This window comes from Mesorhizobium australicum (assembly GCF_900177325.1).
In the GTDB taxonomy this organism is placed as follows: domain Bacteria; phylum Pseudomonadota; class Alphaproteobacteria; order Rhizobiales; family Rhizobiaceae; genus Mesorhizobium_A; species Mesorhizobium_A australicum_A.
In genome coordinates this window covers 5,296,323-5,320,617 of sequence record NZ_FXBL01000004.1, presented here as the reverse complement: position 1 = coordinate 5,320,617, position 24,295 = coordinate 5,296,323, and the positions used below count along the sequence as shown (strand labels likewise).

The window sequence follows — 24,295 nt, the reverse complement described above, 5'->3', positions numbered from 1 at the left end:
TCTAACGAGCGCTTTGGGCTTTTCCAGCTAAGGCGCTGATTCTCGACGAGGCTTCAGCGGAGGCGATACTCCCCCTACCTGCTTCTCGTTCGCGGATGAGCGATATGACCGCCTCCGATATCGGGGCGCTCGTTCGGTGCGTCTCCGCAAGCCTGACGACTGCGCCTTGCAGGTAGTCGATCTCGGTGGGGCGGCGCGCGGCGAGATCCTCAGCCATTGAGGACGTGGCGGCGGGGTCGATCGCGAGCATGCGCCTGGCGACGAGGCCGAAGAGGGTGTCCGGCAGGCGCAGGATGGTCGCGATCGTCCGCGGGCGCACGCCTTCAATCGGCGGCAGAGCGATGCCACCGGCCTTCGTCACCCGGAGCAGTTCGTCGATCTGTGAGGCCAGGATGCGGCGCCAGGCGCGGTCGGAGAGCTGGCGTTTCAGTGGCAGGCCGGAGAGTGCGTTGAGCGCGTTGTTCATGTTGAACGCCAGCTTCGACCAGGCTAGGCCGGCCATGTCCGGGTGATCCGCGCAACCGACGCCGTCGACATCGAGCAGTGAGCGCAGGTCGGGCTGTCCGGAATCGATGACCACGTGGCCACTGGTGCCGCGATGGAAGGAGGGTGTGCCGCCAGGCCATGTCTGGGCGACGTTGAACGGCACCATCCCGGCCACGACCCGGTCTGCGCCGAGTCGCTCGCGCAGCAGCGGGACGTTGTCGACACCGTTCTGCAGGCTGACGACGAGGGAGTCCGGTGGTGCGAAGCGAAGGATCAGATCCGCCATGCCGGCTGTGTCGCCACTCTTCACGGTGACGAAGATCACGGCGGCATCGGCCAGTGCGGCGGCGGGGTCGGCGGTCGCTTCGATAGCGCCCGGCAGAAGCATTCGGTCGCGTCGGTCGAGATCGGTGATCCGCGTGCCATGATCGCGCAACGCATCGACCAGCCGCGGCCGGGCGAGGAGCACGACGTTGCGCCGCGCCAGCGTCAGGCATGCGCCGACATAGCAGCCGATGGAGCCGGCGCCGGCGATCGCGATGCGGGCGTCGGGGCTGATCATTGCGCGCCGCTAGACCGAACGCGCGGCGTGGCGGCCCGCATTGCGGCCTGAGAAGATGCAGCCGCCGAGAAAGGTGCCTTCGAGCGCGTTGTAGCCGTGATACCCCCCGCCGCCGAAGCCAGACACCTCGCCCGCGGCGTAGAGGCCGGGGATCGGATTGCCGGATGTGTCGAGCACCTGCGAATCGAGATTGGTGTGCAGGCCGCCGAGCGTCTTGCGCGTCAGCACGTTGAGCCTGACGGCGATCAGCGGCCCATGTGCGGGATCGAGGATGCGGTGCGGCTTCGCCGTACGGATCAGCTTGTCGCCGAGATAGTTGCGGGCGCCATTGATGGCGGTGATTTGCGCGTCCTTGGCGAAGGGGTTGGCGATCTCGCGGTCGCGCGCCTCGATCTGCATCTTCAGGTAGCCATGGTCGATCAGTCTTTCGCCGACAAGCGCGTTCATCGCCTCGACGAGTTCGGACAGCGTGTTGCGGACGATGAAGTCCTCGCCTTTCTCCTTGAAGGCCTCCACCGGCGGCGGGGCGCCTTTGCCGCGCCGGCTCTTCAGCACCGCGCGCCAGCTCTTCGAGGTGAAGTCGGGGTTCTGCTCGGAGCCGGACAGCGCAAACTCCTTCTTGATGATCGACTGGGTGAGCACGAACCAGGAATATTCGTAGCCGGTGGACAGGATGTGCTTCAGCGTACCGAGCGTGTCGAAGCCCGGCAGGCAGGGCGCTGGCAGGCGCTCGCCGCGCGCGTCGAACCACATCGAGGACGGGCCGGGCAGGATGCGGATGCCGTGGTTCGGCCAGATCGGCGCCCAGTTGGCAACGCCCTCGGTGTAGTGCCACATTCGGTCGGCGTTGATGACCGCCGCGCCCGCCTCCTGGCTGATCGCGATCATGCGGCCGTCGACGTGATGCGGCACGCCGGACACCATGCGCTTCGGCGCGGGTCCAAGGCGTGCGACCGGCCAGTTCCTGCGTACCAGCTCGTGGTTGCCGCCGATGCCGCCGGAGGTGACCAGCACCGCGCCGGCCGACAGCTCGAAGGCGCCGACGACGGCGCGGCCGGACTGCTGGCCCCGCTCCACGGTCGAAGGTTCGAGTATCTCGCCCGCGACGCCGGCGACCGCGCCGTTGGTGGTGACGAGGCGGCTCGCCTGGTGGCGGAACTTCAGCTCGATGCGGCCCTTGGCGACGTGTTCGCGCACGCGCCGCTCGAACGGTTCGACCACGCCGGGGCCGGTGCCCCAGGTGATGTGGAAACGCGGCACGGAATTGCCGTGGCCGTGTGCCTGCGCGCCGCCGCGTTCGGCCCAGCCGACGACGGGAAACCAGCGCATGCCCATGCCGTGGAGCCATGGGCGCATTTCGCCGGCGGCGAAATCGACGAAGGCTTCGGCCACCTTGCGCGGCCATGCGTCCCCGGGCCGGTCGAACTGGGCGGAGCCCAGCCAGTCCTGCAACGCCAACTCGCGGCTGTCCTTGATGCGCAGGCGGCGTTGCTCGGGGCTGTCGACGAAGAAGAGGCCTCCAAGCGACCAGAAGGCCTGGCCGCCGAGCGAGTTCTCGCCCTCCTGCTCCAGGACGACGACGCGCCTGCCGGCATCGGCGAGTTCGGCGGCCGCTACGAGCCCGGCGAGCCCGCCGCCCACCACGATGGCATCCGCATGTTCGGCCACATCGTCCTCCCCCTGTTCCTCTCCCGGGTCAGGAAGGATGGGCCAGGCATCGCCACGCAATCAAGGAGAAAGTTGCGCGGCATGCGACGACATGCTCAATGAAGGGATCACGGGGGAACTTGCCATGATCGCCAACATCCTGATCGCCGTCGTCGCGTTGATCCACCTTTATATCGTCTATCTCGAGATGCTTGCATGGGACACGCCCGCGGGCCGCAAGGCGTTTGGCACGACGCCGGAGTTCTCCACCGCCTCGAAGACGCTTGCGATGAATCAGGGGCTCTACAACGGCTTCCTCGTCGCCGGCCTGGTCTGGGGCCTCTGGCTCGGCGATGCCGGCTTCGCGGTGAAGGTGTTCTTTCTCGGTTGCGTAATCGTCGCCGGCCTCTTCGGCGCCGCGACCGTGGGGGTCAAGATCCTCTACATTCAGGCTTTGCCGGCCGGGCTTGCGCTGGCCGCGCTGCTGCTGGGCGTCTGAGTGGAACTCAAACCGCGCAGCCGCGTTTGTCTGGCGACGATCGTCACTACGAACGAGGTGTAGCCATGTCCATGAATTTCCTGAATGCCCGCAAGGATGTCGAAGGCCGCCTCGCGGACCAGATTCATTCGCTGCAGGAAGAGTTGAAGACCCTGCGCCGCCAGGCAGGAAAGCGGGGCGCACAATCCTATTCCGACGCGCGTGACAGCGCTGCCGACCTCGTGGAAGAGATCCGCGATACGCTCGCGCCAACGATGGATCAGATGCGCCGCCAGGCGAGATATGCCGGCGAGAGCGTCAGGAGCCATCCGGCTGCCTCGGTCGCGGTCGGGCTGATCGTGCTCGGCCTCGCGGCCGCGCTCTTCGCGGGCCGCTCGTCTTCGCGCTGATACCTAGCCGAACACTCCTCCCGTACCGGTCTCCTGGCGGAGCCAGATCGCGAGCAGGATGAAGAGGATGGCGACGCCCACGCCGGTCCAGTCCCATTGGCGCGTGCGCAGGAATTGGTAGAGCTTGTAAAGAGCGATCGCGCCGGCGACGGCGCAGACGACCAGCAGAATCAGACGCGGCATTTCCTGTCTCCGCAAAGTTCTGGATGCTTGGCGCACCATCATGGCGGGTTGTAGGCCGTCCGCAAGGCACCGGCAAAAGATTGGGCCAACCGTATGATTTCGCGCGCGCCGTCGCTCGAACTGGTCTAAGGGGGGGCTTCATGCTGGCGCCAACTCACCCCCTCCTGGGTCATGCCTCCTGATACCTCCGTTTCAACCCATCGCTTCGCCGCGTTCCGCCATTCGTCCTTCTCACGTTACTGGGCGGCGCGGTTTCTCACCACCTTTGCGACGCAGGTGGTTTCGGTCGCGGTCGGTTGGCAAATCTACGACCTGACGCGCGACCCGTTCGATCTCGGCCTCGTCGGGATCATCCAGTTTGCGCCCTCGCTGCTGCTCGTACTGGTTACCGGCTCCGTCGCCGACCGGTTTGGCCGCAGGCTGATCATGGCGCTGGCGGCGTTCCTGGAGGCGCTGTGCGCGCTGGCGATCCTGTTGTTGACGCTGCGCGGCCTCACAGGCGTCTCGGAGGTTTTCGCGATCCTGTTCGTCTTCGGCATCGCCCGCGCCTTCTTCGCGCCGGCCTCCGCCTCGCTGGTCGCCAATCTGGTGCCGGCGGAGGATTTCGCCAATGCGGTGGCCTGGAATTCATCCGCCTGGCAGACGGCGACGATCGTCGGACCGGTGGCCGGAGGCCTGCTCTACGGCCTGTCGGCGGAGGCGGCCTATACGGTCGCGATGGTGTTCATGCTCGCCGCCGGCGTGCTCATCCTGACCATACCAAAACCGACGCAGCATTCCGAAACGGAGAAGACCTCGCTGGAGACGATCTTCGCCGGCTTCCGCTACATCTGGTCGGAGAAGATCGTGCTGGGCGCGATTTCGCTCGACCTCTTCGCCGTGCTGCTCTCGGGCGCGGTGGCGCTGCTGCCGGTCTATGCGCGCGACATTCTCGAACTCGGCCCGTGGGGACTGGGCCTCCTGCGCGCTGCGCCGGGCATCGGCGCGATCATGGTGGCGGTCTGGCTCACCAGCCATCCGATCCGCGACCATGCGGGCCTGGTCATGCTTTTCTTCGTTGCGATGTTTGGGGTCTTCACCATCGTCTTCGGCGTATCGACGATCCCGTGGCTGTCGATCTTCGCGCTCGCCATGCTCGGCGCGACCGACATGATCTCGGTCTATGTGCGCGAGACGCTGATCCAGCTCTGGACGCCGGACCGTGTGCGCGGCCGGGTCAATGCGGTGAACATGGTCTTCGTCGGCGCATCGAACGAGCTCGGCGAGTTCCGCGCCGGCACGATGGCCGCGCTGATCGGGACCGTGCCGGCCGTCGTCTTTGGCGGTGTCGGCGCGATCGCGGTGGCCGGGCTGTGGGCCGTGCTCTTCCCGGCGCTGCGAAAGGTCAGGCGGCTGGACGGACGGGTGTAGGCGACGTCAGGCTTTCCGTGCCCGCGTCACCGCCTGCCTCGGGTCCGCGGCTCCGAAGATCCGTTCAAGGAATTCTCCCAGCCAGGCGCGCAGCCTGACGTCCCAGAGCATACGGCCTTCGAGGTGGTCGCGGCCGACTTGCGCACCCGGCAGTTCGAAGCGCTGCGCGCCCCGCACTACCCAGCGGTGCATCATGGCGCGGGTCAGCTCGGCGTGGAACTGCACGCCCCAGGCATTGTCGCCGTAGCGGATCGCCTGGTTCTCGTAATGCTCGCCGGAGGCCAGCAGCGTCGCGCCGGAGGGCAGCGAGAAGCCCTCGCGGTGGAAGTGGTAGACCATGTCCGGCCAGTCGAAAATCTCGCGGCCGGCATCGGTCGGCCTCAGCGGATACCAGCCGATCTCGACCTTGCCGTCCTCGCGCCCGCCGACCTTACCGCCGAGATGATTCACCAGCATCTGCGCGCCGAGACAGATGCCGAGGAACGGCTTGTTTTCGCCGAGCGGCACCGCCAGCCAGTCGGTTTCGCGCTTGACGAACTCGTCGGGATCGTTGGCGCTCATCGGTCCGCCGAAGACGACCGCTCCGGCATGGTTCTCAAGCGTCTCGGGCAGGGAATCGCCGAGCGGCGGCCGGCGGATGTCGAGGTCGAAGCCGCTGGCGACGAGAATCTGCCCGACCCGGCCAGGGCTCGACAGTTCCTGGTGCAGGACCGTAAGGATTTTCGGCCGCGCGGGAAACTCAGTCCGTCTCGACTTCATCTTTCGTTCCAGAAGATCCCGGCCGGCGCTCCTCCACCTCGTGCCGCATCCTGATCCTGTCGGCTCGCTCGACGTGCAGCAGCTCCGCGACGCGCCAGACGATGTTGTTCTCCACTTCGGTACGAATGCCGTCGGCGTAGACGATCTCCCACATCATGCCGACGAACTCGATGCGGCTCTCGTGATCGAGATGCTGATTGAGGATGCTGGTGAAGGCGTAGAGGTCGACCGATTCCTGCTCGGCCTTCTCGCCGGCGGCGACAATCTCGGCCAGCCTTTCTCCGAGGACGTCATAACTCGCGGCGATCTCCTCCTCGAGGATCTTCCGCTCGGACTCGGCGCGCTCGCCGTCGGCATCCATGACGAAGAAGAGAAGCGCCGCGGCGGCAACGGCAGGGTGGTCCCCGCCAAGATGGCGCCCGGCGATCTCCTCGCCGGTCAATTCCCTTATGAAGGCAAGAAAACGCTCGAACATGGAATAGGACCGACAGGCAGGGAGTTGCGACGCCCGAATCGGCGCCTTGGAAATCTAACGCGTTCTGACCGATCGGCAACCATCAGAAGAGCCGGAAGCGACGGGCTTCCTTTTCCCCGGCGGAGTCCGGATCCACACCCGGATCGTCGGGAATGGGCGGGACAGGCGGTTCTTCCGAAAGCGCGGCGACGGCGGGGGCCGGCGCGGCAGGTTGTGCGTTCTCCGGCTTCTGTTCGACAGGCGCCGTTGCCTTGGCAGGCGTTTCCGGCGCCGGTGCAGACGGTTCCGGGGCCTGGACCGGCGGATAGCGGTCGTTGGCCGGCATAGGGACGATCTCGGCGTCGACCACATCCGTGCGGGCGGGTGCAGGCTCGGGCTGCTGGAGGGCGGCCGGCGGGGCTGCACGCTCCGGCTCGGGAGCGGGGCCGTCCACCACCTGCGGCGCCTGTTCGATCACCTGGCCGATCCGCTCGACCGGCACGCGCCATTCGAAGGCGCCGATCCTGCCGGTGACCGGCGAGAAGGGCGCCCATTTCTCGGAAACGATGCCGTCTGCCGTCCAGGCCGGATCCGGCTGCGCCTTCACCGCCCGCCCCAGATATTCGCGCACCTTGCCCTGGTCGCCGCCGTCGGCATCCTCGATATCGGCCAGGAGGAGGAATGCCGCCTCGCGCGGCGCGAGCCGTGCAGCCGTCTCAGCTGCATCGCGGGCGGCCCTGTATTCGCCGGCTTCGAGGGCGGCGCGGGAGACCACGAGCGAGGATTCGGCATTATTGGTGCGCAGTTCCGCCAGCTTGCGGGCGCGCTTGAGCCGATCGATCGCCGAATCGCCATGGCGCGCATGCACATAGGTGTCGGCGATCTCCGGGTGCGGCTCCTTCTTCCAGGCAGCCTCGAGGATCTTGGCCCCCTTGCGCAGGTCGTCCTGGCGGAAGAGCGCCTTGGCCGCGATGATGGCGGCGGGGATGAGGCCCGGGTCGAGCCTGTTCGCCTCGATCGCCGCGTTCTTCGCCGCAAGCGGATCGACATGCGACAGGTTGATCGCCTTCGCGGTCAGCAGCACCGCACGGTTCTTCGCGGCCGCCTCCTTCTCGGCAGCGCCGGTCGGCTTCCGTGCGTCGAGCAGGCGCAGCGCACCGTCCCAGTCGCCGTCGCGCATACGCGATTCGAGCGCGGCGTTGGCGGCCCAGGACAACTGCGGCGCGGCGGTGCTCGCCTGTTCGGCATAGTGGCGGGCGACGCCCCGGTCTCCCAGCCGCTCGGCCTCGAGATAGAGCCCGCGCAGGCCGATCAGCTTCATTTCCGGATCGTCCAGCATCGTCTCGAACTTCTTGCGCGCGGCGGAATGGTCGCCTTCGAGCAGCGAGGCCTGCGCCTCCAGAAGATGCAGCAGCGGCTCCTGGTCGGCGCTCAGCATCTTGGCGGACTCGCGGAGCTTGCGGCGCGCCATGTCGGCATCACCCGCGCCGGCCGCGATCAGGCCGGTCGAAAGCGCCTGGTAGCCGCGGTCGCGGCGGCGCACGCGGAAATAGCGGGAGATCGTGTAGGGGCTGTTCCAGATGCTCTTGATCAGCCACCACAGGATCATCACGGCGGCGACGAAGGCCGTCACGATCGCCGCCCCGACCATCAGCGTCACCTCGTACTGGTAGCCGCTGAACGTCACCAGGAGCGTGCCAGGTCGCTCCGCGAGCCAGGCGAAGCCGAGACCGAGCGCGAAGACGAGGATCAGGAAGGACAGGACACGGAACATCGATCGACCCCCGGAAACGGACTTGGGCTCAGGCCTTGAGCGCGGCGGACAGGATCGTGCCGATCAGCCCGTCGGCCGCCTCGCGCGCCTTGACCCTGGCAATGAACTCGGCGCCCGCCGCCTTGGCCGGCTCCGGAAGCTTGTCGTATTCTGCGACGGCGCTGGCATAGTCGCCCTTCTTTAAAGCGACCTCCATCCGCGCGACGATGGCGGGCGCATCCTCGCCCTCCACCATGCCGACCGGCCGCACCTGTACGAGCGATTGGGCGCTCGACACGAGGCGGTCAATGAAGCCCGCGTTCGGATCCTGCACCTTCGCGGCAGCGATCATCGCATTGGCGACCGCGGGGAAAGCGTCGTCGATCGCGGTGCGCGAGGGTACGCCGGTCGCCGCCATGCCGCGCAGGGCCTCGATCTCGGGCGACTGCGGCGCGATCGATGCGTAGGTCTCCAGCTCGGTCATGAACGGATCGCCGCGGTCGATGGCGGCCTTGAGCGCGGAGGCCGCAATGGCCAGCGCCGCGCTCGGCTGTTCCGCCTGTTCGGCGACCTTGCCGCCGAGCTCGCCCACCTGCGCCTCAAGTGCCGCGAGGCGCTGTTCGAGAGGGGTTACCGCACCAGCGGCGGCCTGCTTCGCCTCGGCCACGGCGGCATCGAGCGCATCGAGGCGCTGGGTCACCGGCGCGAGATCAACGCTGGCACCGCCCTGCTGAACGGAGGCAAGCGCCGTTTCGAGGGCCTTGAAGCGTTCCTCCAGCGCCGCCGACGCTTCCGGCGATGCGCCGCCGGCTTGCATTGACTGGAGCTGCGTGCGGGTCTCGTTCAGCGCCGCGGCAAGCTCGTCGAGCCGGGGAGCAAGGTTTTCCGGGGCCGGGACAGCGGCGACCTGGTTCTTCAACGCGCCGATCTCGCCGCGCAGTGCCTCGATCTCGGCGGTCGCCGTCGAATTCCCGCCGAGTGACGGCAGCACGCCGCCATATTGCAGCGCGCCCGCGCCGGCGATCGCGACAACGCCACCGAGAAGACCGGCCGCAATGGCCGAAACGCCGCCACGACGAGGTTCGGCGCGCGGCGGGGACGGCGGAGGGGCTTTCGGGGAGGACTTGTCGGCGCCGGCTGCAGGCTGCGGCGATGCGGACGGCTGTTCGCGGCCGAAGGGCGGCTTCGCGCCGCTTTCAGCGGTCGGCTTCGAGGTGGTCTCGTCGAGCAGGGGTTTTTCCGGAGACTCAGTCTCCGGGGTCGGCTCAGGCGATTTGGCCGATGCCGCGGGCGCGGACGTTTCGGGCTTTGTGGGTTCGGATTTCACCGGCTCGGCGTCGAGATCGATCGTCACGGGGTCGCGACGCGGCTTCGAATGCCGGATCTTCGGCGAATTCACCATCTTCATGCTCCCCGCGCTTGACGCCGGCCGATGTCGGAACCCTCCGGGACCGGTCCGATGACTACCGGCTATTGGACAGGATGAAAAGGGTGGCAGTATGGCGCGGCTAGAGCAGTTGGGACAGTGCCTCGACCATCGCGCGGTCGGTCGGCACCCTCGAAATCGCGATCCGGCCGGGAAAGAGCGGAGCGGCAGGCTCGGCCGCGCGGCGCGAGATCGCCACCAGCCGGGCGTTTGTCAGCGACGACGCAAAGGTGGGACGGGCGGCCAGCGCCGCCAGAGCCCTGGCCGCCTCGGCGGAGTGGACGAGTACGGCGAGGAAGGGCGCCGTAGCCAGCCGGTTCATCGTGTCCTCACCGATGCCCATCGGCACGGTTTCATAGGTTTCGATCGGGATCGTGCGGATACCGTGTAGCCTTAAACCCTCCTCGAAGTCCGGCCGGCGCAGCCTGCCGCAGAGATAGGCGACGGCCGCGCCCGCCTTCAAGCTGTCGCATATGAGCCGGACGAGGCCGGCTGCATCGCCCGGCCCGGCGGCGACGTCCAAAAAGCCGGCATTGCGGGCCGTCTCGGCCGTGGCCTCACCGACCGCATAAAGCGGGCGTTTCGCGAGCTCCTGCAGCAGCTCAGGAGAGGCGTGGCGAAGCGCGTTGGCGCTGGTGACAGCGACGGCGTCGATCACTCTCGTGTCAGTCGCCTCGGCCGGCAGCGGGCGAATCTCCGTCAGCGGCAGCATGATCGGCTCGAAGCCGGCCAGCCGCAGCGCCCGCGCGGTCGCGGACGCGCCGGGCTCCGGCCGCGTGACGAGCACACGGCGCAGTGGATCAGGCCCAGCCGTCAAAGAACTCCTCGCCGGCCTTTGCGCGAACGATGCGGGCCGCCTCCTGGCCAAGGGCTTCCGCCTCTAATGCGTAGCCGTCGAGGGCGACGTCGTGCGATTTTGTGCCGTCCGGTGTCAGGATCAGTCCGGAGAACAGGATTCGGTCGCCTTCGATCCGCGCATAGCCGGCGATCGGCGTGCGGCAGGAACCGTCCAAGGCGCCGAGGAAGGCGCGCTCGCAGGCCAACGCGGTCGCCGTCTCGCGATGGCTGATGGGTTCGAGCATGGCCGCGGCGCGCAAATCTCCCGATCGCTGCTCGACGCAGATTGCGCCCTGGCCGGGGGCAGGAGGAAACTCGTCCAGCGGCAGAAGTTGCGTGATCTCGTGCGCGAGGCCAAGCCGCCTGAGTCCGGCATTGGCGAGCATCGTGCCGTCCACCTGGCCTTCCGCCAGCTTGCGCAGGCGGGTCTGTACGTTGCCGCGAAAGGTGACGACGTCAAGGTCCGGCCGCATGCGGCGGATCAGCGCCTGGCGGCGCAGCGAGGAGGATCCGACCACTGCGCCGGACGGCAGTCCCTTCAGCGTTGGCGCGGTGCGGCCGATGAAAGCGTCGCGCGGATCCTCGCGCTCCAGGAAGGCCGACAGTTCCAGGCCGGGCGGCAGCCGGGTCGGCATGTCCTTCGAGGAATGCACGGCAATGTCGATGCGCCTTTCGAGCAGGGCTTCCTCGATCTCCTTGGTGAACAGGCCTTTGCCGCCGGCCTCGGAGAGCGGGCGGTCCTGGATCCGGTCGCCGGTCACCGAAATGATCTCGATGGCGAAGGCTTCCTCCGGCAGGCCGTGCGCCTGCATCAGGAGGGAGCGCGTTTCGTGCGCCTGCGCCAGTGCCAGAGCGCTGCCTCGCGTGCCTATCCTGAACAGTTCTGTTTGCATGATGTGTGGACCGTGATAACCCCTGCCGGTCCGGATCGGCCGGGCACTCTCAGTATCATTCCCTAGCCAGGTGTCCATATTTCGGCAATGCAGCTGGTGAAACCGACCCGCCTCATGCTCGGCATCGAAACGAGCTGCGACGAGACCGCGGCCTCGGTCGTCGCGCTCGACGTCGACGGCCGTCCGGAGATTCTCTCCAACGTCGTGCTGAGCCAGATCGAGGAACATGCCGCCTTCGGCGGCGTGGTGCCGGAGATCGCCGCGCGCGCCCATGTCGAGGCGCTGGACGGCATCATCGAGGCCGCGCTGCAGGAATCGGGCAAAGACCTCGCCGAGATGGAGGGCATCGCGGCGACCGCCGGGCCGGGGCTCATCGGCGGGCTGATCGTCGGGCTGATGACCGGCAAGGCGCTGGCGAGTGTGAGCGGCAAGCCGCTCTACCCGGTCAACCATCTCGAGGGCCACGCGCTGGCAGCGCGTCTCGTCGACGATGTCGCGTTTCCGTACCTGGTCTTGCTGGTCTCCGGCGGGCACACGCAGATCATCCTCGTGCGCGGGGTGGGAGACTACGAGCGTTGGGCCTCGACGATCGACGACGCGTTGGGCGAGGCCTTCGACAAGACGGCGAAGCTGCTCGGCCTGCCCTATCCCGGCGGCCCGAACGTCGAGAAGGCCGCACTTGCCGGCGATGCGTCGCGCTTCGACTTCCCTCGCCCCCTAAAGGGCGAGGCGCGGCCGGATTTCTCGTTCTCCGGTCTCAAGACCGCCGTGCGGCAGGCCGCGACGGCGATCGCACCGCTGACGGAGAAGGACATCGCCGACATCTGTGCGTCCTTCCAGGTCGCGGTGGGCGAGACGCTGCAGGACCGCGTGGCGCGCAGCCTGACGCGGTTTCGCGGGATGTTTCCGGGACAGCAGACGCCGACGCTCGTCGTCGCGGGCGGCGTGGCGGCGAACAGGGCCATCCGGGCGGCGCTCGAACTGGTCTGTGAGCGGAACGGCTTCCGCTTCCTCGCGCCGCCGATGAAACTGTGCACCGACAATGCGGCGATGATCGCCTGGGCGGGGTTGGAGCGGCTGCGCGCCGGTATAGAGCCGGACGAGGCGATGCATTTCGCGCCGCGCTCTCGTTGGCCGCTGGACGAGAGTGCCGCGCCGCTGATCGGCGCCGGCAAGCGCGGAGCCAAGGCATGAAGGTCGCGGTTCTCGGCGGCGGCGCCTGGGGCACGGCGCTCGCGCTTACCTCACTGCGCGGCGGCAATCCGACAACGTTTTGGATGCGCGATGCCGATGCGGTGCGCGCGGTCAACGAGCGGCACGAGAACCCCGGCTACCTGCCCGGCATCGCGCTCGACGCGGAGCTGACCGCGACGGACGACCTCGACGCGGCGCTCGTCGGCGCGGAGTGCGTGCTGGCTGTCGCCCCGGCGCAGGCGCTGCGTGAGGTGGCGTCGCGGCTTGTCGGCAGGATCCGTCCCGGCGTGCCGGTGGTGATCTGCGCCAAGGGCATCGAGCGGAGCTCCGGCAAGCGGCTGTCGGAAATCATCCGCGAGATGCTGCCTGACAATCCCCCGGCGGCTCTCTCGGGGCCAAGCTTCGCCACCGACGTGGCACGGGGGCTGCCGACGGCAGTCACGGTGGCGGCCGTGGACGCGGAGCTTGCCGCAATGCTGGCGCGGCTTCTGTCGGCGCCCCAGTTCCGCTGCTATTCCTCGGACGACCTCGTTGGCGTCGAGATCGGCGGTGCGCTGAAGAACGTGCTGGCGATCGCCGCCGGTGCGGTCATCGGCGCCGGGCTCGGCGCCAGCGCCCAGGCGGCGCTGGTGACGCGCGGTTTCGTCGAGCTGCGCCGCATCGGCGCATCGTTCGGCGCGCGGCCCGAGACGCTGATGGGACTGTCCGGCCTCGGCGACCTCGTGCTCACCTGCGGCTCCGCCCAGTCGCGCAACTTCGCCTACGGGCTGGCATTGGGGCGCGGCGACAGTCTTGTCGGCATGAAGCTCGCAGAAGGCGTGGCGACGGCCGGCATCGCGGCCACGATCGCGGCCCAGCGCGGCATTCGCGCCCCGATCACCGATGCGGTCGACCGGATGCTTGCAGGCACGCTGACGATCGACCGCGCCGTCGGGGAGCTGCTTTCACGGCCGCTCAGGGCCGAGGACGATTAGGAACGAGGAAGGGGCGTCATATGGCGTATTGGCTGTTCAAATCCGAGCCGTTCAAATGGTCCTGGGACATGCAGAAGGCTGCCAGCACGAAAGGCCAGCAGTGGGACGGCGTGCGCAACTACCAGGCGCGCAACAACATGCGCGCCATGCAGATCGGCGACCGGGGTTTCTTCTATCACTCGAATGAGGGGTTGGAGGTCGTCGGCATCGTCGAGGTCTGCGCGCTCGCGCACCATGACACGACGACCGACGATCCGCGCTGGGAATGTGTCGACATCCGCGCCGTGAAGGACGTGCCGAAGCCGGTGACGCTCGAGGAGATCAAGGCGAACGAGAAGCTCGCCAAGATGGTGCTCGTCAACAATTCGCGGCTTTCGGTCCAGCCCGTCGCCGAGGACGAATGGGCGGAGATCTGCCGCATGGGCGGTCTCAAGGGTGAGTGACGGCCGGCGTGTCGGGGCGACCGAGGCCTTCGTTCTCGCGAACACGGCCCTGATCGCGCCGCCGCATGTGCCGGAGATCCGGCTCCACCTCGCCGACGAGGCGCATGAGCTCTGGCATCTCACCGAGGAGCAGTTGCAGGAAAAGGGACTGCCGCCGCCGTTCTGGGCCTTCGCCTGGGCCGGCGGTCAGGGCCTGTCGCGCTACGTGCTCGACAATCCGCACATTGTGCATGGGAAGCGCGTGCTCGACTTTGCCGCAGGGTCCGGGCTGGTGGGGATCGCGGCCGCGCAGGCCGGTGCCAGAAGCGTGCTGTGCGCGGACATCGATCCGTTCTGCGGGCCGGCGGTCGCGCTCAACGCGGCTGAGAACGCCGTCGACGTGGGGTTCACCGGTGATGACGTTGTCGGGACCGACGATGGCTGGGAGGTCGTCCTTGCCGGCGACGTTTTCTACGACCGGGCCTTCGCCGATCTCCTCATCCCGTGGTTCACGGGACTGGCCGGACGCGGGGCGTCTGTTCTGGTGGGCGATCCGGGACGCGCCTATCTGCCGAAGGCGCGGCTGACGCAGCTCGCCGAGTATCAGGTGCCGGTCACTCGCGCGCTGGAAGACGCCGACGTGAAGCGGACGAGGGTCTGGCGCTACACTTGACGGCGCGCCGCGCGCGGCGTTCTCTGCCGGCTGAACCGTGGAGGGGACGTCATGGACATTTCTTCGATCAACTGGATCGCCGTCGTCGTGGCGGCGGTCGTCGCCTGGCTGTTCGGGGCCGCCTGGTACATGCTGCTCAGCAAGCCTTGGCTGGCGGCGGCCAAGCTCGATCCGGCGACGATGCAGCGCTCGGCCGCGCCCTTCGTCATCAGCTTCCTCGCCGAGATCGTGATGGCGATCATCTTCTCGATGCTTCTGGGAACGCTCACTTTCGGCGAGCCTTCTGTCGTGGCCGGCGTGATGTTCGGCATCATCTTCTGGGTCGGGTTCGTCGTGACGATCCTCGCAGTCAACCACCGCTACGAAGGCTTCGGCTGGGGGCTGACGCTCATCGACGGCGGCCACTGGCTCGGCGTGCTGATCCTCATCGGTGCAGTGATCGGCTGGTTCGGCGGGACCGCGATCGAATAGTCAGCGCATGACCCGGAACACCGTCCGCGTCGACAGCAGCGGCAGGATGACCTGCATGTCGCGCGGCGAAAGCGCGATACAGCCTTCGGTCGGCAGGTAGCCCGGACGGGCGATGTGCAGGAAGATCGCGCTGCCGCAGTTGCGGCGGCGCGGGCTGATGTTCCAGTCCAGCACGATGCAGACGTCGTACAGACGGTCCCTGCGTCGCATCCGTTCGTGGCTCGCCTGATAGGGAAGGCGGACGGGCCGGTTGTAGTTGCGGTCATCCGGCGCGTCGCACCAGCCGAGATCGTCGGCAATCCGCGTCAGGCCGAGGCGGTCGCGGCGCGGGACAACTCCATCGCTGCGATAATAGCCGCCGAGCACCCTCAAGTCCGCCAAGGGCGTTGCGCCGTCGCCCTCACGCTTCAGCGCGGCGATCCCGCCCTTGCCGAGTGCGCAGCGGAAGGTGCGGCCTTCGAGTGAAAGAATGCCCTGGCTGGCCTTGCCCGGCCTGTGCCTGACACCAAATATCGTGCGTGGGAGACGGAAATCAGTCATGATGGAGAGGCATCACGCATTGATGAGGAACACAGCACGGCCGAACAAATCACAGTGATAGCCTTCCGCACACCTCACGTTCCGAATAAGGGACGGCGCGTCAACAGCCAATTCATTGCCAGACCACGGATTGAATCATGACCTCCCGCACCATTCTGATCGTTGACGACGATGTCGACCTGCGCGGCACGCTCGTCGAACAGTTGTCGCTCTATGAGGAATTCGACGTGCTCCAGGAAGGCACGGCCACCAAGGGCGTATCGACGGCGCGCGGCGGCGTGGTCGATCTGCTGATCATGGATGTCGGCCTGCCCGACATGGATGGCCGCGAGGCGGTGAAGCTCTTGCGCAAGGGCGGCTTCAAGGCGCCGGTGATCATGCTGACGGGGCACGACACCGATTCCGACACCATCCTCGGCCTCGAAGCCGGCGCGAATGACTATGTCACAAAGCCATTCCGGTTCGCCGTGCTTTTGGCGAGGATCCGGGCGCAGCTGCGCCAGCACGAGCAGAGCGAGGACGCGACCTTCGCCGTCGGGCCTTACACGTTCAAGCCGAGCCAGAAGCTCCTGATCGATCAGCGGGGCGCCAAGGTGCGCCTCACCGAGAAGGAGGCCTCGATCATCAAATATCTCTACCGGGCCGACCAGAAAGTGGTCACGCGCGACGTGCTGCTGGAGGAGGTCTGGGGCTACAATTCCGGCGTCACCACCCACACGCTCGAGACACATGTCTACAGGCTTCGGCAGAAGATCGAGCGCGATCCTTCCAATGCCGAAATTCTTGTGACAGAAAGCGGCGGTTACAAGCTCGTTCCATAGTCGGCATTTGAGTCGCCGGCGGGAGGGGGGCCGGAGGGGCCGCATTCGCGCATGGCGCTGGAAGACGATATCCGGATACTGTCCGGCGTCCGGCTCTTCGAGGGGCTGACGCACGAACAGCTTCGCCTTTTGGCCTTCGGCGCAGAAAACATCCGCCTGATGAAGGACCGCGACCTGTTCCGCGAGGAGACGGCGGCCGATTGCGCCTATGTCGTGACCAAAGGCCGAATAGCGCTCTACCGCACCGTCGACGGCCAGCGCGTGCCCTTTGCCTATGCCGAGCCGGGCGACACGCTCGACGAGATGGCCCTGATCTCTCATGTCCGCCGCAAGGCCGGCGCCTATGCCGACGAGGAGTCGGAAGTGATCCGCCTTAACCGGTCGCTGTTCCGGCGTATCATGGAAGAATATCCCGAGGTCGCGTTCGCGCTGCGCGACAGGCTTGCCTCCGAATTCACGGAGATGGTGGATCGCATCGCGACGCTCGCCTCACGCTTCGAGAAGTGACGCCGAAAGTTTGGTGCACTGCAAGATGAAAGTTCGGGCGCTATCGTCCTGACCTTGCGTTATTTTCTTCGGCCTCCCCGACACAACGCCTGATTCCCGCCCTCTCCGCCGACATGTCGTGCTGCGGCGCAGCAACGATTTTGGCTTGCGATGTTTAGTAATCGCTGTTTCACTAAACAAATTACTAAACATCCGGCGTCTGCCCTGCGCCGGCTGGACCTGCCCCGGAGGAGGGGTTTTTCGGGCTTCGAGGCGGTCGATCCGACGCCTCGCTTTTGGGAGGAAGGCATGAAACGCATCACCAGGACTGCGTTCGGCCTGGCGTCGGGCCTCTTGGCCACGACCGCCCTGTCGAACGTCGCAGCAGCCGAGGACCTGACCCTGTGTTGGGCCGCTTGGGACCCCGCAAACGCACTCGTCGAGCTGAGCAAGGACTTCACCAAGGAAACCGGCATCGGCATGAAGTTCGAGTTCGTGCCGTGGACCAATTATGCTGACCGCTTTCTCAACGAGCTGAACTCGAAGGGCAAGTTGTGCGACCTGATCATCGGCGATTCGCAGTGGATCGGCGGTTCGGCCGAGAACGGCCACTACGTGAAGCTCAACGATTTCTTCGACAAGGAAGGGATCAAGATGAGCGACTTCGTCGACGCGACCGTTGTCGGCTATTCGCAATGGCCGAAGAATACGCCGAACTACTGGTCGCTGCCGGCCTTCGGCGATGTGGTCGGCTGGACCTACCGCAAGGATTGGTTCGCCAATCCGGACATCCAGAAGGCGTTCAAGGAAAAGTACGGCCGCGATCTGGCGGTGCCCGCGACCTTTGCCGAACTGAAGGACATCGCCGAGTTCTTCCAGAAGCGTGAGATCGACGGCAAGACCGTCTACGGCGCTTCCATCTATACCGAGCGTGGCTCGGAAGGCGTTACGATGGGCGTGATGGACGTGCTCTACTCGTTCGGCTTCAAATACGAGAACCCGGACAAGCCCTACGAGATGGAAGGCTTCGTCAATTCGCCGAAGTCGGTTGCCGGCCTCGAATTCTACAAGGCGCTCTACGACTGCTGCACGCCGCCCGGGGCATCGAACAGCTACATGGGCGAGGGCGTTGATGCATTCAAATCCGGCCAGGTCGCGATGCACATGAACTTCGCCTTTACCTGGCCGGGCCTGCAGAAGGACGAGGCCGTCGGTGGCGACAAGGTCGGCTTCTTCGCCAATCCGAAGGGACCGGATGGCGAGCAGTTCGCCCAGCTCGGCGGACAGGGCATCTCGGTGGTCGCCTATTCCGAGAAGCAGGACGCGGCGCTGAAATACATCAAATGGTTCGCCACCGCCGACGTGCAGAAGAAGTGGTGGTCGCTCGGCGGCTTCTCCTGCCTCAAGGCCGTGGTGGAAGACCCGGGCTTCGCAGCCAGCCAACCCTATGCGCAGACCTTCCTCGACTCCATGGCGATCGTGAAGGACTTCTGGGCCGAGCCCAGCTACGCCTCGCTGCTGCAGGCCTCGCAGAAGCGCTTCCACGACTACGTTGTCGCCGGCCAGGGTACGGCCAAGGAAGCGCTCGACGGCCTGGTCAAGGACTGGACCGAGGTGTTCGAGGACGACGGCAAGATGTGATCTTGCCTCTCACCCGGCCCGTGGCGCTTGGGCGGCACGGGCCGGAAATCCCTCCCAGCCCGTGCCAGAAGCGGACCTGAACCTTGACCGACAACGCATCCATCCTCGAGCGCGCCGCCGAGACCGCGGCCCGGGCCACGCCCGCGCCGGTCGCTGCGCGGGTGCGCCGGCTGTCGGACCGTGCCGTGGCGTGGCTTTTCATCGCGCCGACGATGATCCTCTTGCTTGCGATCAACATCTTTCCGCTGATCTGGGCGATTCGGCTGTCGTTCACTAACTATCGCGCCAACCGGCCGAACGAGCCGGTGAAGAATGTCGGCTTGCAGAACTACGAGCGGATCCTGACCGATTCCGACACATGGCTTGCCATGCAGGCCACGGCGCATTTTGTCTTCTGGACCATCGTCCTGCAGACGCTGATCGGCTTCTCGCTCGCCTATCTGATCGACAGGAAATTCCGCGGCCATGCTTTCTGGACCACCGTCATACTGGTGCCGATGATGCTGTCGCCGGCCGTGGTCGGCAATTTCTGGCGCTTCCTCTATGAGCCGCAGATCGGGCTCTTCACCTACGCCGTCTCGTTCGTCACCGGCATCGCGCCGACCGACATCCTGATGCTGTCCAACGTGCGGCTGGCGCCTTGGGCGATCATCATCGTCGATACATGGATGTGGACGCCCTATGTGATGCTGATCTGCCTCGCGGGCCTGCGCTCCATACCCGACTACATCTACGAGGCCGCCGAGGTTGATCGCGCATCGGGCTGGCGACAGTTCTGGTCGATCACGCTGCCGATGGCGCTGCCCTTCATCATGCTGGCGGTGCTGTTCCGCGGCATCGAGAACTTCAAGATGTTCGACATGGTGAACCTGTTGACCGGCGGCGGTCCGGGTTCGACCACCGAGGTCGCCTCGATCACGCTCAAGCGCGAGGCGTTCGAGAAGTGGCGCACCGGCTTCTCGTCGGCCTTCGCGATCATCCTCTTCGTCGCGGTGTTCGGCCTCGCCAACATCTACGTCAAGGTCTTGAACAAGGTGAAGAGCCGATGAGCGCCTCGGCCCACTCCGTCATCGAGCCGAGCGCGGCGTCGAAACGCGTCGCCGGCGCGATCGTCATTCTCTACGCAGTGATCACCATGATCCCGCTCGCCTGGATCATCGCGACCTCGTTCAAGACGCCGCCGGATTCGATCGCTTATCCGCCCAAGGTCGTGTTCACGCCGTCGATCGAGGGTTACTGCAACCTGTTCACCACGCGAACGCGGCAAACGCCGGACTATATCGCCTCGCTGCCGCCGGCGACCAACTTCTGCGACGAGACCACGCGCAAGCGAAACATGGTCATTGCCGGCCAATCGAACTTCCTCCCCCGCTTCGTCAACTCGCTGGTCATTGCCTTCGGCTCGACCTTCTGCGCCGTCTTCCTCGGCACGCTGACGGCCTACGGCTTCTCGCGCTTCAAGGTGCCGCTGGCGGACGACCTGCTGTTCTTCATCCTGTCGACGCGAATGATGCCGCCGATCGCCGTCGCGATCCCGATCTACCTGATGTACCGCGAACTCGGGCTCTCCGACACCGCGCTCGGCATGATCCTGCTCTACACGGCGGTCAACGTCTCGCTGGCGGTCTGGCTGCTCAAGGGCTTTATCGACGAGATCCCGCGCGAATACGAGGAGGCGGCGATGATCGACGGCTATTCGCGGCTGCAGGCGTTCTGGAAGGTGGTGCTGCCCCAGGCGACGACCGGCATCGCGGCGACCGCGATCTTCTGCATGATCTTCGCCTGGAACGAATACGCCTTCGTCTCGCTGCTCACCTCCGGCACTGCCCAAACCGCGCCGCCCTTCATCCCGACGATCATCGGCGAGGGCGGGCAGGACTGGCCGGCAGTCGCGGCCGGTACGACGATCTTCCTGGTGCCGATCCTGGTGTTCACCATCCTGCTTCGCAAACAGCTTCTGCGCGGCATCACGTTCGGGGCGGTGCGGAAATGAGCGCGCAGACGAGCCGCAGATCCTCCTGGCCGAAGTTCCTGCGCCGCGGGCCGCTGGAAAACATCGCCACGGCGCTGATCGGTATCGGTTTCCTGATGCTGTTCCAGCCCTTCGCGCTGGCGCTCTACACCTGGTCGTTCGTGACCATGCTGGCGGGCACTGCGATGTTCATCGTCGTCTCGAAGTTCCCGGAGTAGCGCGATGGCCGAGATTCGGGTCGAGCAACTGAGGAAGGCTTTCGGCGACTTCATCGCCGTTCAGAACTCGAACTTCGTCGTCGAGGACGGCGAGTTCTTCGTCATGCTGGGGCCGTCGGGCTGCGGCAAGACGACGACGCTCAGGATGATCGCGGGACTGGAACTGCCGACGTCGGGGCGCATCCTGCTCGGCGGCGAGGACGTGTCGCAGAAGCGGGCGCGCGAGCGCGATATTGCCTTCGTCTTCCAGCTCTTCGCGCTCTATCCGCACATGAACGTGCGCAGGAACATCGGCTTCCCGCTGCTGGCGCAGGGCATGCCGAAAGCCGAGATCCGAGCGCGGGTGGAGGAAGTAGCGCGGCTGCTCAGGATCGACCACCTGCTCGACAAGCCTGTCTCGGGCCTCGCCGGCGGCGACCGGCAGCGCGTCGCCCTCGGCCGTGCGATCGTCAGGCGCCCGAAATGCTTCCTGATGGACGAGCCTCTTGGGACCCTCGATGCCGAGTTCCGCGATCTGATGGTCCACGAGCTGCGCGAACTGCACAACCGCATCCATGCCACCACCGTCTACGTGACGCACGACCAGCACGAGGCGATGGCGATGGCGGACAAGATCGCGGTGATGAACCACGGCGTCATCGAGCAATTCGGCACGCCGCAGGAAATCTACGATCGGCCGGCGACGATGTTCGTCGCCGACTTCATCGGTTCCCCGCCGATGAATTTCCTCAAGTTCGGCGCGACGCTGGCGCGCGGCGACCGGAAGGTCGGCGTGCAGGGCGCGGAGATTGTCATCCCAGAGCTGCACGAGGACGGCGGCGAGGCCGAATATGCGCTGGGCATCCGCCCCGAGCATATCCGCTTCGACGATGGATCGAAGCTGCGTGGCGCCGTCTACGGCGCGGAATATCTTGGCACCACGCAGGTCGTGGCTGTGGAGACCGCCGACGGCATGCTCAAGGCACGCATCCCGGCTGACGTGCCGGTCAAGGTCGGCGAGCAGGTGGGGCTTTCGCTCAACGGCCCGCGGCTCTCGGTCTTCGACAAGGCGAGCGGCCGGGCGTTGCGCACCGCGTTGCACGACGAGGCGCTGAGGAGCCACGCCCATGGCTGAGGTCGTTCTCCACGGCGTCGACAAGGCGTTCAAGGCCACGCAGGCCGTGTCCGGCCTCGACCTCGCCATCGCCGACGGCGAGTTCGTGGTGCTGCTCGGCCCGACAGGTGCGGGCAAGACGACGACGCTCAGGCTGATTGCCGGCCTCGAAAAGCCGGACGCGGGCTCGATCCAGATCGGTGGGCGCGACGTGACGCGACTCGACCCGGCCTCGCGCGACGTCGCCTTCGTCTTCCAGCAATATTCGCTCTATCCGCACCTGACGGTGTTCGAGAACCTCGCCTTCCCGCTGCGCTCGCCGTCGCGGCGCGTGCCGGAAGACCAGATCCGCCGCCGGGTCGAGGAGGTCGCAAAACTGGTGCGCATCCACCACAAGCTGGAGAACCGTTCCACAAAACTCTCCGGCGGCGAGATGCAGCGCGTTGCGATCGGGCGAGCTCTGGTGCGCAAGCCGTCGATCTTCCTGATGGATGAGCCGCTGTCGTCGCTCGACGCCAAGCTGCGCGGCGACCTCAGGCTGGAGCTCAAGCGCATCCAGAGCGAGCTCGGCGCCACGGTCCTCTACGTCACGCACGACCAGATCGAGGCGATGACGATGGCCGACCGGATCGGCATCCTGGCCGAGGGCCGGCTGGTGCAGGTGGGCACGCCGCGCCAGATCTACACCGAGCCGGCGAACCTGCATGTCGCGGCCCGCCTCGGCCAGCCCGCGATCAACCTTCTCCCTGTCGGGCTCCTCCCCGACGGCGGCGCGCCGACGGGAGCGAAAACCGTCGGCGCGCGCACCGAACACCTCGCCATCGAGCGTTCTGCCAACGGCCATGCGGACGGCAAGGTCGACTGGGTCGAGCATCTCGGCGACCAGAACCACCTGCATGTGACGATCGGTGACCGCAAGCTGATCACCCTCACCGACACCGAGACACCCTTGAGAAATGGCGATCCGGTGACGATAAGGTTGCGCAACCCGCTGTTCTTCGACGGCGAGGGCAACCGCATCCGGGGAGGAAGCATATGAAGATCGGTTTCTGCATGTTTTTGTGGACCACCAACGTGTCCACCAAGCACCGTGCGCTGTTGAAGGACATCAAGGCGACCGGCTACGACGGGGTGGAAATCCCGATCTTCGAGGGTGCGCCGGACGACTACAGGCGGCTGGGAGAGATGCTGGACAGGATCGGCCTGGAACGCACCGCCGTCTCGGCGATGGGCGATCCGGCTATGAACCTGATCGGCGACGCGGCCGCGCGCAAGGCTGGCATTGCCTTCATGAAGCACACGATCGACTGCGCCGAGGCGCTGGGAGCGACCTGTCTCTCCGGGCCGTTGCACTCGACGCTTGGCCATTTCTCCGGCACGGGCCCGACGCCGGCGGAATGGAAGCGCGCGGTCGATACCCAGCGCGCCATCGGCGACCACGCCGGACAACATGGCGTGACGGTCGGCCTGGAGGCGCTCAATCGCTTCGAGTGCTATCTCGTCAACACGATGAAGGACCTGTCGCGGCTCGTGGACGAGGTGGGCAATCCGAACATCAGGGCGATGTACGACACGTTCCACGCCAACATCGAGGAAGCAGATCCGATCGCGGCCTTCACCGACAATCTGCGCAACATCGTCCATGTCCATATTTCCGAAAACGACCGTGGTGTGCCGGGCCGCGGCAACATTCCATGGAAGAAGACGTTCCGGGCGATCCGCGAATCCGGCTATGATGGCTGGCTCACCATCGAGGCCTTCGGGCGTGGCCTGAAGGATCTGGCCGCCGCCACGAAGGTCTGGCGCGACTTCGCCGAAAGCCCCGAGGCCGTCTACCGCGAGGGCTACGACCACATCCGCAAGGGCTGGAAGAGGGCCGCATGACAGAGACGCTCGCATCCGTCGACATCAGGAGCCTGGTCGAGGCCTGCGCCACGACCATCTCAGCGCATGCCGACGAGCTCACCACGCTCGACCAGGCGATCGGCGATGCCGACCACGGCTACAATATGAAGCGCGGCTTCGATGCGCTCCTGGCCGATGTCGATACCCTGGCCGCCAAGCCCCTGCCGGATGCGCTGAAGGCGGCGGGAACGAAACTGGTGATGACTGTGGGCGGCGCATCCGGGCCGCTGTTCGGGACGTTCCTGATGGCGCTAGGCAAAGAGTTGCCGGCGGACGCCGACCGCGCGACGTTCGCGGCCGCCTTCGGCAAGGCGGTTGACGCGGTCGCGGCGCGCGGCAAGTCGGAAAAGGGCCAGAAAACGATGCTCGACGTGTTCTATCCGGTGCGTGATGCGCTCGTATCCGGAACGTCGGACGCGGAGATCGCCGCCCTCGCCGACCAGGCGGCCGAGGCGACCGTGCCGCTCAAGGCGATCCGGGGCCGCGCGTCCTTCCTGGGCGACCGGTCGATCGGCCATATGGACCCCGGTTCGCGGTCGAGCGCCCTGCTCGTGCGCGCCGTCGCAGAAACACTCGGAGCCTGATTC

General features: G+C 66.3%; 28 protein-coding genes. 18 read left to right on the top strand and 10 right to left on the bottom strand.

Annotation, left to right across the window (positions count from 1 at the left end):
- Position 1: 1 nt before the first annotated feature.
- Positions 2-1,048, bottom strand: a complete 1,047-nt coding sequence (locus tag B9Z03_RS28700) for a 2-dehydropantoate 2-reductase (RefSeq protein ID WP_085467379.1) — start codon at positions 1,046-1,048, stop codon at positions 2-4.
- Positions 1,049-1,057: 9 nt separating this feature from the next.
- Positions 1,058-2,716 carry an FAD-binding dehydrogenase gene (locus B9Z03_RS28695; protein ID WP_085467378.1) on the bottom strand — a complete coding sequence of 553 codons (1,659 nt, stop codon included), beginning with the start codon at positions 2,714-2,716 and terminating at the stop codon, positions 1,058-1,060.
- A gap of 124 nt (positions 2,717-2,840) precedes the next feature.
- Between B9Z03_RS28695 and B9Z03_RS28690 the strand changes: the two genes are divergently transcribed.
- Together B9Z03_RS28690 and B9Z03_RS28685 are read left to right on the top strand one after the other, a co-directional pair.
- Positions 2,841-3,194, top strand: a complete 354-nt coding sequence (locus B9Z03_RS28690; RefSeq protein WP_085467908.1) for a DUF1304 domain-containing protein — start codon at positions 2,841-2,843, stop codon at positions 3,192-3,194.
- A 65-nt stretch (positions 3,195-3,259) separates the two neighbouring features.
- Entirely contained in the window at positions 3,260-3,583 is a 324-nt protein-coding gene (locus tag B9Z03_RS28685) for a DUF883 family protein (protein WP_085467377.1), read from the top strand.
- A 3-nt stretch (positions 3,584-3,586) separates the two neighbouring features.
- Here the strand turns inward: B9Z03_RS28685 and B9Z03_RS28680 are convergent, their stop codons facing one another.
- Positions 3,587-3,766 carry a hypothetical protein gene (locus B9Z03_RS28680; protein ID WP_085467376.1) on the bottom strand — a complete coding sequence of 60 codons (180 nt, stop codon included), beginning with the start codon at positions 3,764-3,766 and terminating at the stop codon, positions 3,587-3,589.
- A gap of 171 nt (positions 3,767-3,937) precedes the next feature.
- Here B9Z03_RS28680 and B9Z03_RS28675 point away from each other — a divergent pair, with 171 nt between their 5' ends.
- Positions 3,938-5,176 carry an MFS transporter gene (locus B9Z03_RS28675; protein WP_085467375.1) on the top strand — a complete coding sequence of 413 codons (1,239 nt, stop codon included), beginning with the start codon at positions 3,938-3,940 and terminating at the stop codon, positions 5,174-5,176.
- 6 nt (positions 5,177-5,182) lie between these two features.
- Here the strand turns inward: B9Z03_RS28675 and B9Z03_RS28670 are convergent, their stop codons facing one another.
- From B9Z03_RS28670 to hemC, 6 genes are all read right to left on the bottom strand, one after another.
- Positions 5,183-5,935, bottom strand: a complete 753-nt coding sequence (locus B9Z03_RS28670) for a glutamine amidotransferase (protein ID WP_085467374.1) — start codon at positions 5,933-5,935, stop codon at positions 5,183-5,185.
- A complete protein-coding gene (locus B9Z03_RS28665; RefSeq protein WP_085467373.1) occupies positions 5,916-6,410 on the bottom strand; it encodes a tellurite resistance TerB family protein in 495 nt (164 codons plus the stop codon). The genes B9Z03_RS28670 and B9Z03_RS28665 overlap by 20 nt, the downstream gene beginning before the upstream one ends.
- A gap of 82 nt (positions 6,411-6,492) precedes the next feature.
- On the bottom strand, positions 6,493-8,163 hold the full coding sequence (locus B9Z03_RS28660) for a heme biosynthesis protein HemY (RefSeq protein ID WP_085467372.1): 1,671 nt from the start codon (positions 8,161-8,163) through the stop codon (positions 6,493-6,495).
- A 28-nt stretch (positions 8,164-8,191) separates the two neighbouring features.
- Positions 8,192-9,544, bottom strand: a complete 1,353-nt coding sequence (locus B9Z03_RS28655) for a COG4223 family protein (protein WP_176247665.1) — start codon at positions 9,542-9,544, stop codon at positions 8,192-8,194.
- Positions 9,545-9,650: 106 nt separating this feature from the next.
- Entirely contained in the window at positions 9,651-10,385 is a 735-nt protein-coding gene (locus B9Z03_RS28650) for a uroporphyrinogen-III synthase (protein WP_085467370.1), read from the bottom strand.
- A complete protein-coding gene (gene hemC, locus B9Z03_RS28645) occupies positions 10,369-11,298 on the bottom strand; it encodes a hydroxymethylbilane synthase (protein WP_085467369.1) in 930 nt (309 codons plus the stop codon). Before hemC ends, B9Z03_RS28650 begins: the two co-directional genes overlap by 17 nt.
- A 114-nt stretch (positions 11,299-11,412) precedes the next feature.
- Here hemC and tsaD point away from each other — a divergent pair, with 114 nt between their 5' ends.
- From tsaD to B9Z03_RS28620, 5 genes are read left to right on the top strand one after another with little or no spacing between them, the layout of a single operon-like run.
- Entirely contained in the window at positions 11,413-12,492 is a 1,080-nt protein-coding gene (gene tsaD / locus B9Z03_RS28640) for a tRNA (adenosine(37)-N6)-threonylcarbamoyltransferase complex transferase subunit TsaD (RefSeq protein ID WP_139832523.1), read from the top strand.
- Positions 12,489-13,466: an NAD(P)H-dependent glycerol-3-phosphate dehydrogenase gene (locus B9Z03_RS28635; RefSeq protein WP_085467367.1), complete on the top strand. Its 978-nt coding sequence runs from the start codon at positions 12,489-12,491 to the stop codon at positions 13,464-13,466. The genes tsaD and B9Z03_RS28635 overlap by 4 nt, the downstream gene beginning before the upstream one ends.
- Before the next feature lie 20 nt (positions 13,467-13,486).
- A complete protein-coding gene (locus B9Z03_RS28630; RefSeq protein WP_085467366.1) occupies positions 13,487-13,909 on the top strand; it encodes an EVE domain-containing protein in 423 nt (140 codons plus the stop codon).
- A complete protein-coding gene (locus B9Z03_RS28625) occupies positions 13,902-14,561 on the top strand; it encodes a class I SAM-dependent methyltransferase (RefSeq protein WP_085467365.1) in 660 nt (219 codons plus the stop codon). Before B9Z03_RS28630 ends, B9Z03_RS28625 begins: the two co-directional genes overlap by 8 nt.
- Before the next feature lie 51 nt (positions 14,562-14,612).
- Positions 14,613-15,032: a DUF1761 domain-containing protein gene (locus B9Z03_RS28620; protein WP_085467364.1), complete on the top strand. Its 420-nt coding sequence runs from the start codon at positions 14,613-14,615 to the stop codon at positions 15,030-15,032.
- Here the strand turns inward: B9Z03_RS28620 and B9Z03_RS28615 are convergent, their stop codons facing one another.
- Complete coding sequence (locus B9Z03_RS28615; RefSeq protein ID WP_085467363.1) at positions 15,033-15,572, bottom strand: L,D-transpeptidase family protein; 540 nt, start codon at positions 15,570-15,572, stop codon at positions 15,033-15,035.
- Positions 15,573-15,709: 137 nt separating this feature from the next.
- On the opposite strand from B9Z03_RS28615, the gene B9Z03_RS28610 reads away from it, so the two are divergent.
- The 10 genes from B9Z03_RS28610 to dhaL all read left to right on the top strand — a co-directional run bounded on the left by B9Z03_RS28610 (position 15,710) and on the right by dhaL (position 24,292).
- The gene (locus B9Z03_RS28610; RefSeq protein ID WP_085467362.1) at positions 15,710-16,393 is read left to right on the top strand and encodes a response regulator transcription factor; all 684 of its coding nucleotides are present in this window, start codon (positions 15,710-15,712) and stop codon (positions 16,391-16,393) included.
- Between the two features lie 51 nt (positions 16,394-16,444).
- Entirely contained in the window at positions 16,445-16,900 is a 456-nt protein-coding gene (locus B9Z03_RS28605; protein ID WP_085467361.1) for a Crp/Fnr family transcriptional regulator, read from the top strand.
- Positions 16,901-17,188: 288 nt separating this feature from the next.
- Positions 17,189-18,520: an ABC transporter substrate-binding protein gene (locus B9Z03_RS28600; protein WP_085467360.1), complete on the top strand. Its 1,332-nt coding sequence runs from the start codon at positions 17,189-17,191 to the stop codon at positions 18,518-18,520.
- Between the two features lie 83 nt (positions 18,521-18,603).
- Positions 18,604-19,569: a carbohydrate ABC transporter permease gene (locus tag B9Z03_RS28595; RefSeq protein WP_244561873.1), complete on the top strand. Its 966-nt coding sequence runs from the start codon at positions 18,604-18,606 to the stop codon at positions 19,567-19,569.
- Positions 19,566-20,513, top strand: a complete 948-nt coding sequence (locus B9Z03_RS28590) for a carbohydrate ABC transporter permease (RefSeq protein WP_085467359.1) — start codon at positions 19,566-19,568, stop codon at positions 20,511-20,513. Before B9Z03_RS28595 ends, B9Z03_RS28590 begins: the two co-directional genes overlap by 4 nt.
- The gene (locus B9Z03_RS28585; protein WP_085467358.1) at positions 20,510-20,710 is read left to right on the top strand and encodes a hypothetical protein; all 201 of its coding nucleotides are present in this window, start codon (positions 20,510-20,512) and stop codon (positions 20,708-20,710) included. Before B9Z03_RS28590 ends, B9Z03_RS28585 begins: the two co-directional genes overlap by 4 nt.
- A 4-nt stretch (positions 20,711-20,714) precedes the next feature.
- A complete protein-coding gene (locus B9Z03_RS28580; RefSeq protein ID WP_085467357.1) occupies positions 20,715-21,824 on the top strand; it encodes an ABC transporter ATP-binding protein in 1,110 nt (369 codons plus the stop codon).
- Positions 21,817-22,842 carry an ABC transporter ATP-binding protein gene (locus tag B9Z03_RS28575; RefSeq protein ID WP_085467356.1) on the top strand — a complete coding sequence of 342 codons (1,026 nt, stop codon included), beginning with the start codon at positions 21,817-21,819 and terminating at the stop codon, positions 22,840-22,842. Before B9Z03_RS28580 ends, B9Z03_RS28575 begins: the two co-directional genes overlap by 8 nt.
- Positions 22,839-23,687 (top strand): sugar phosphate isomerase/epimerase family protein, encoded by an 849-nt coding sequence (locus B9Z03_RS28570; RefSeq protein WP_085467355.1) that lies wholly within the window; start codon positions 22,839-22,841, stop codon positions 23,685-23,687. Before B9Z03_RS28575 ends, B9Z03_RS28570 begins: the two co-directional genes overlap by 4 nt.
- Entirely contained in the window at positions 23,684-24,292 is a 609-nt protein-coding gene (gene dhaL / locus B9Z03_RS28565) for a dihydroxyacetone kinase subunit DhaL (RefSeq protein ID WP_085467354.1), read from the top strand. The genes B9Z03_RS28570 and dhaL overlap by 4 nt, the downstream gene beginning before the upstream one ends.
- Positions 24,293-24,295 lie beyond the last annotated feature (3 nt).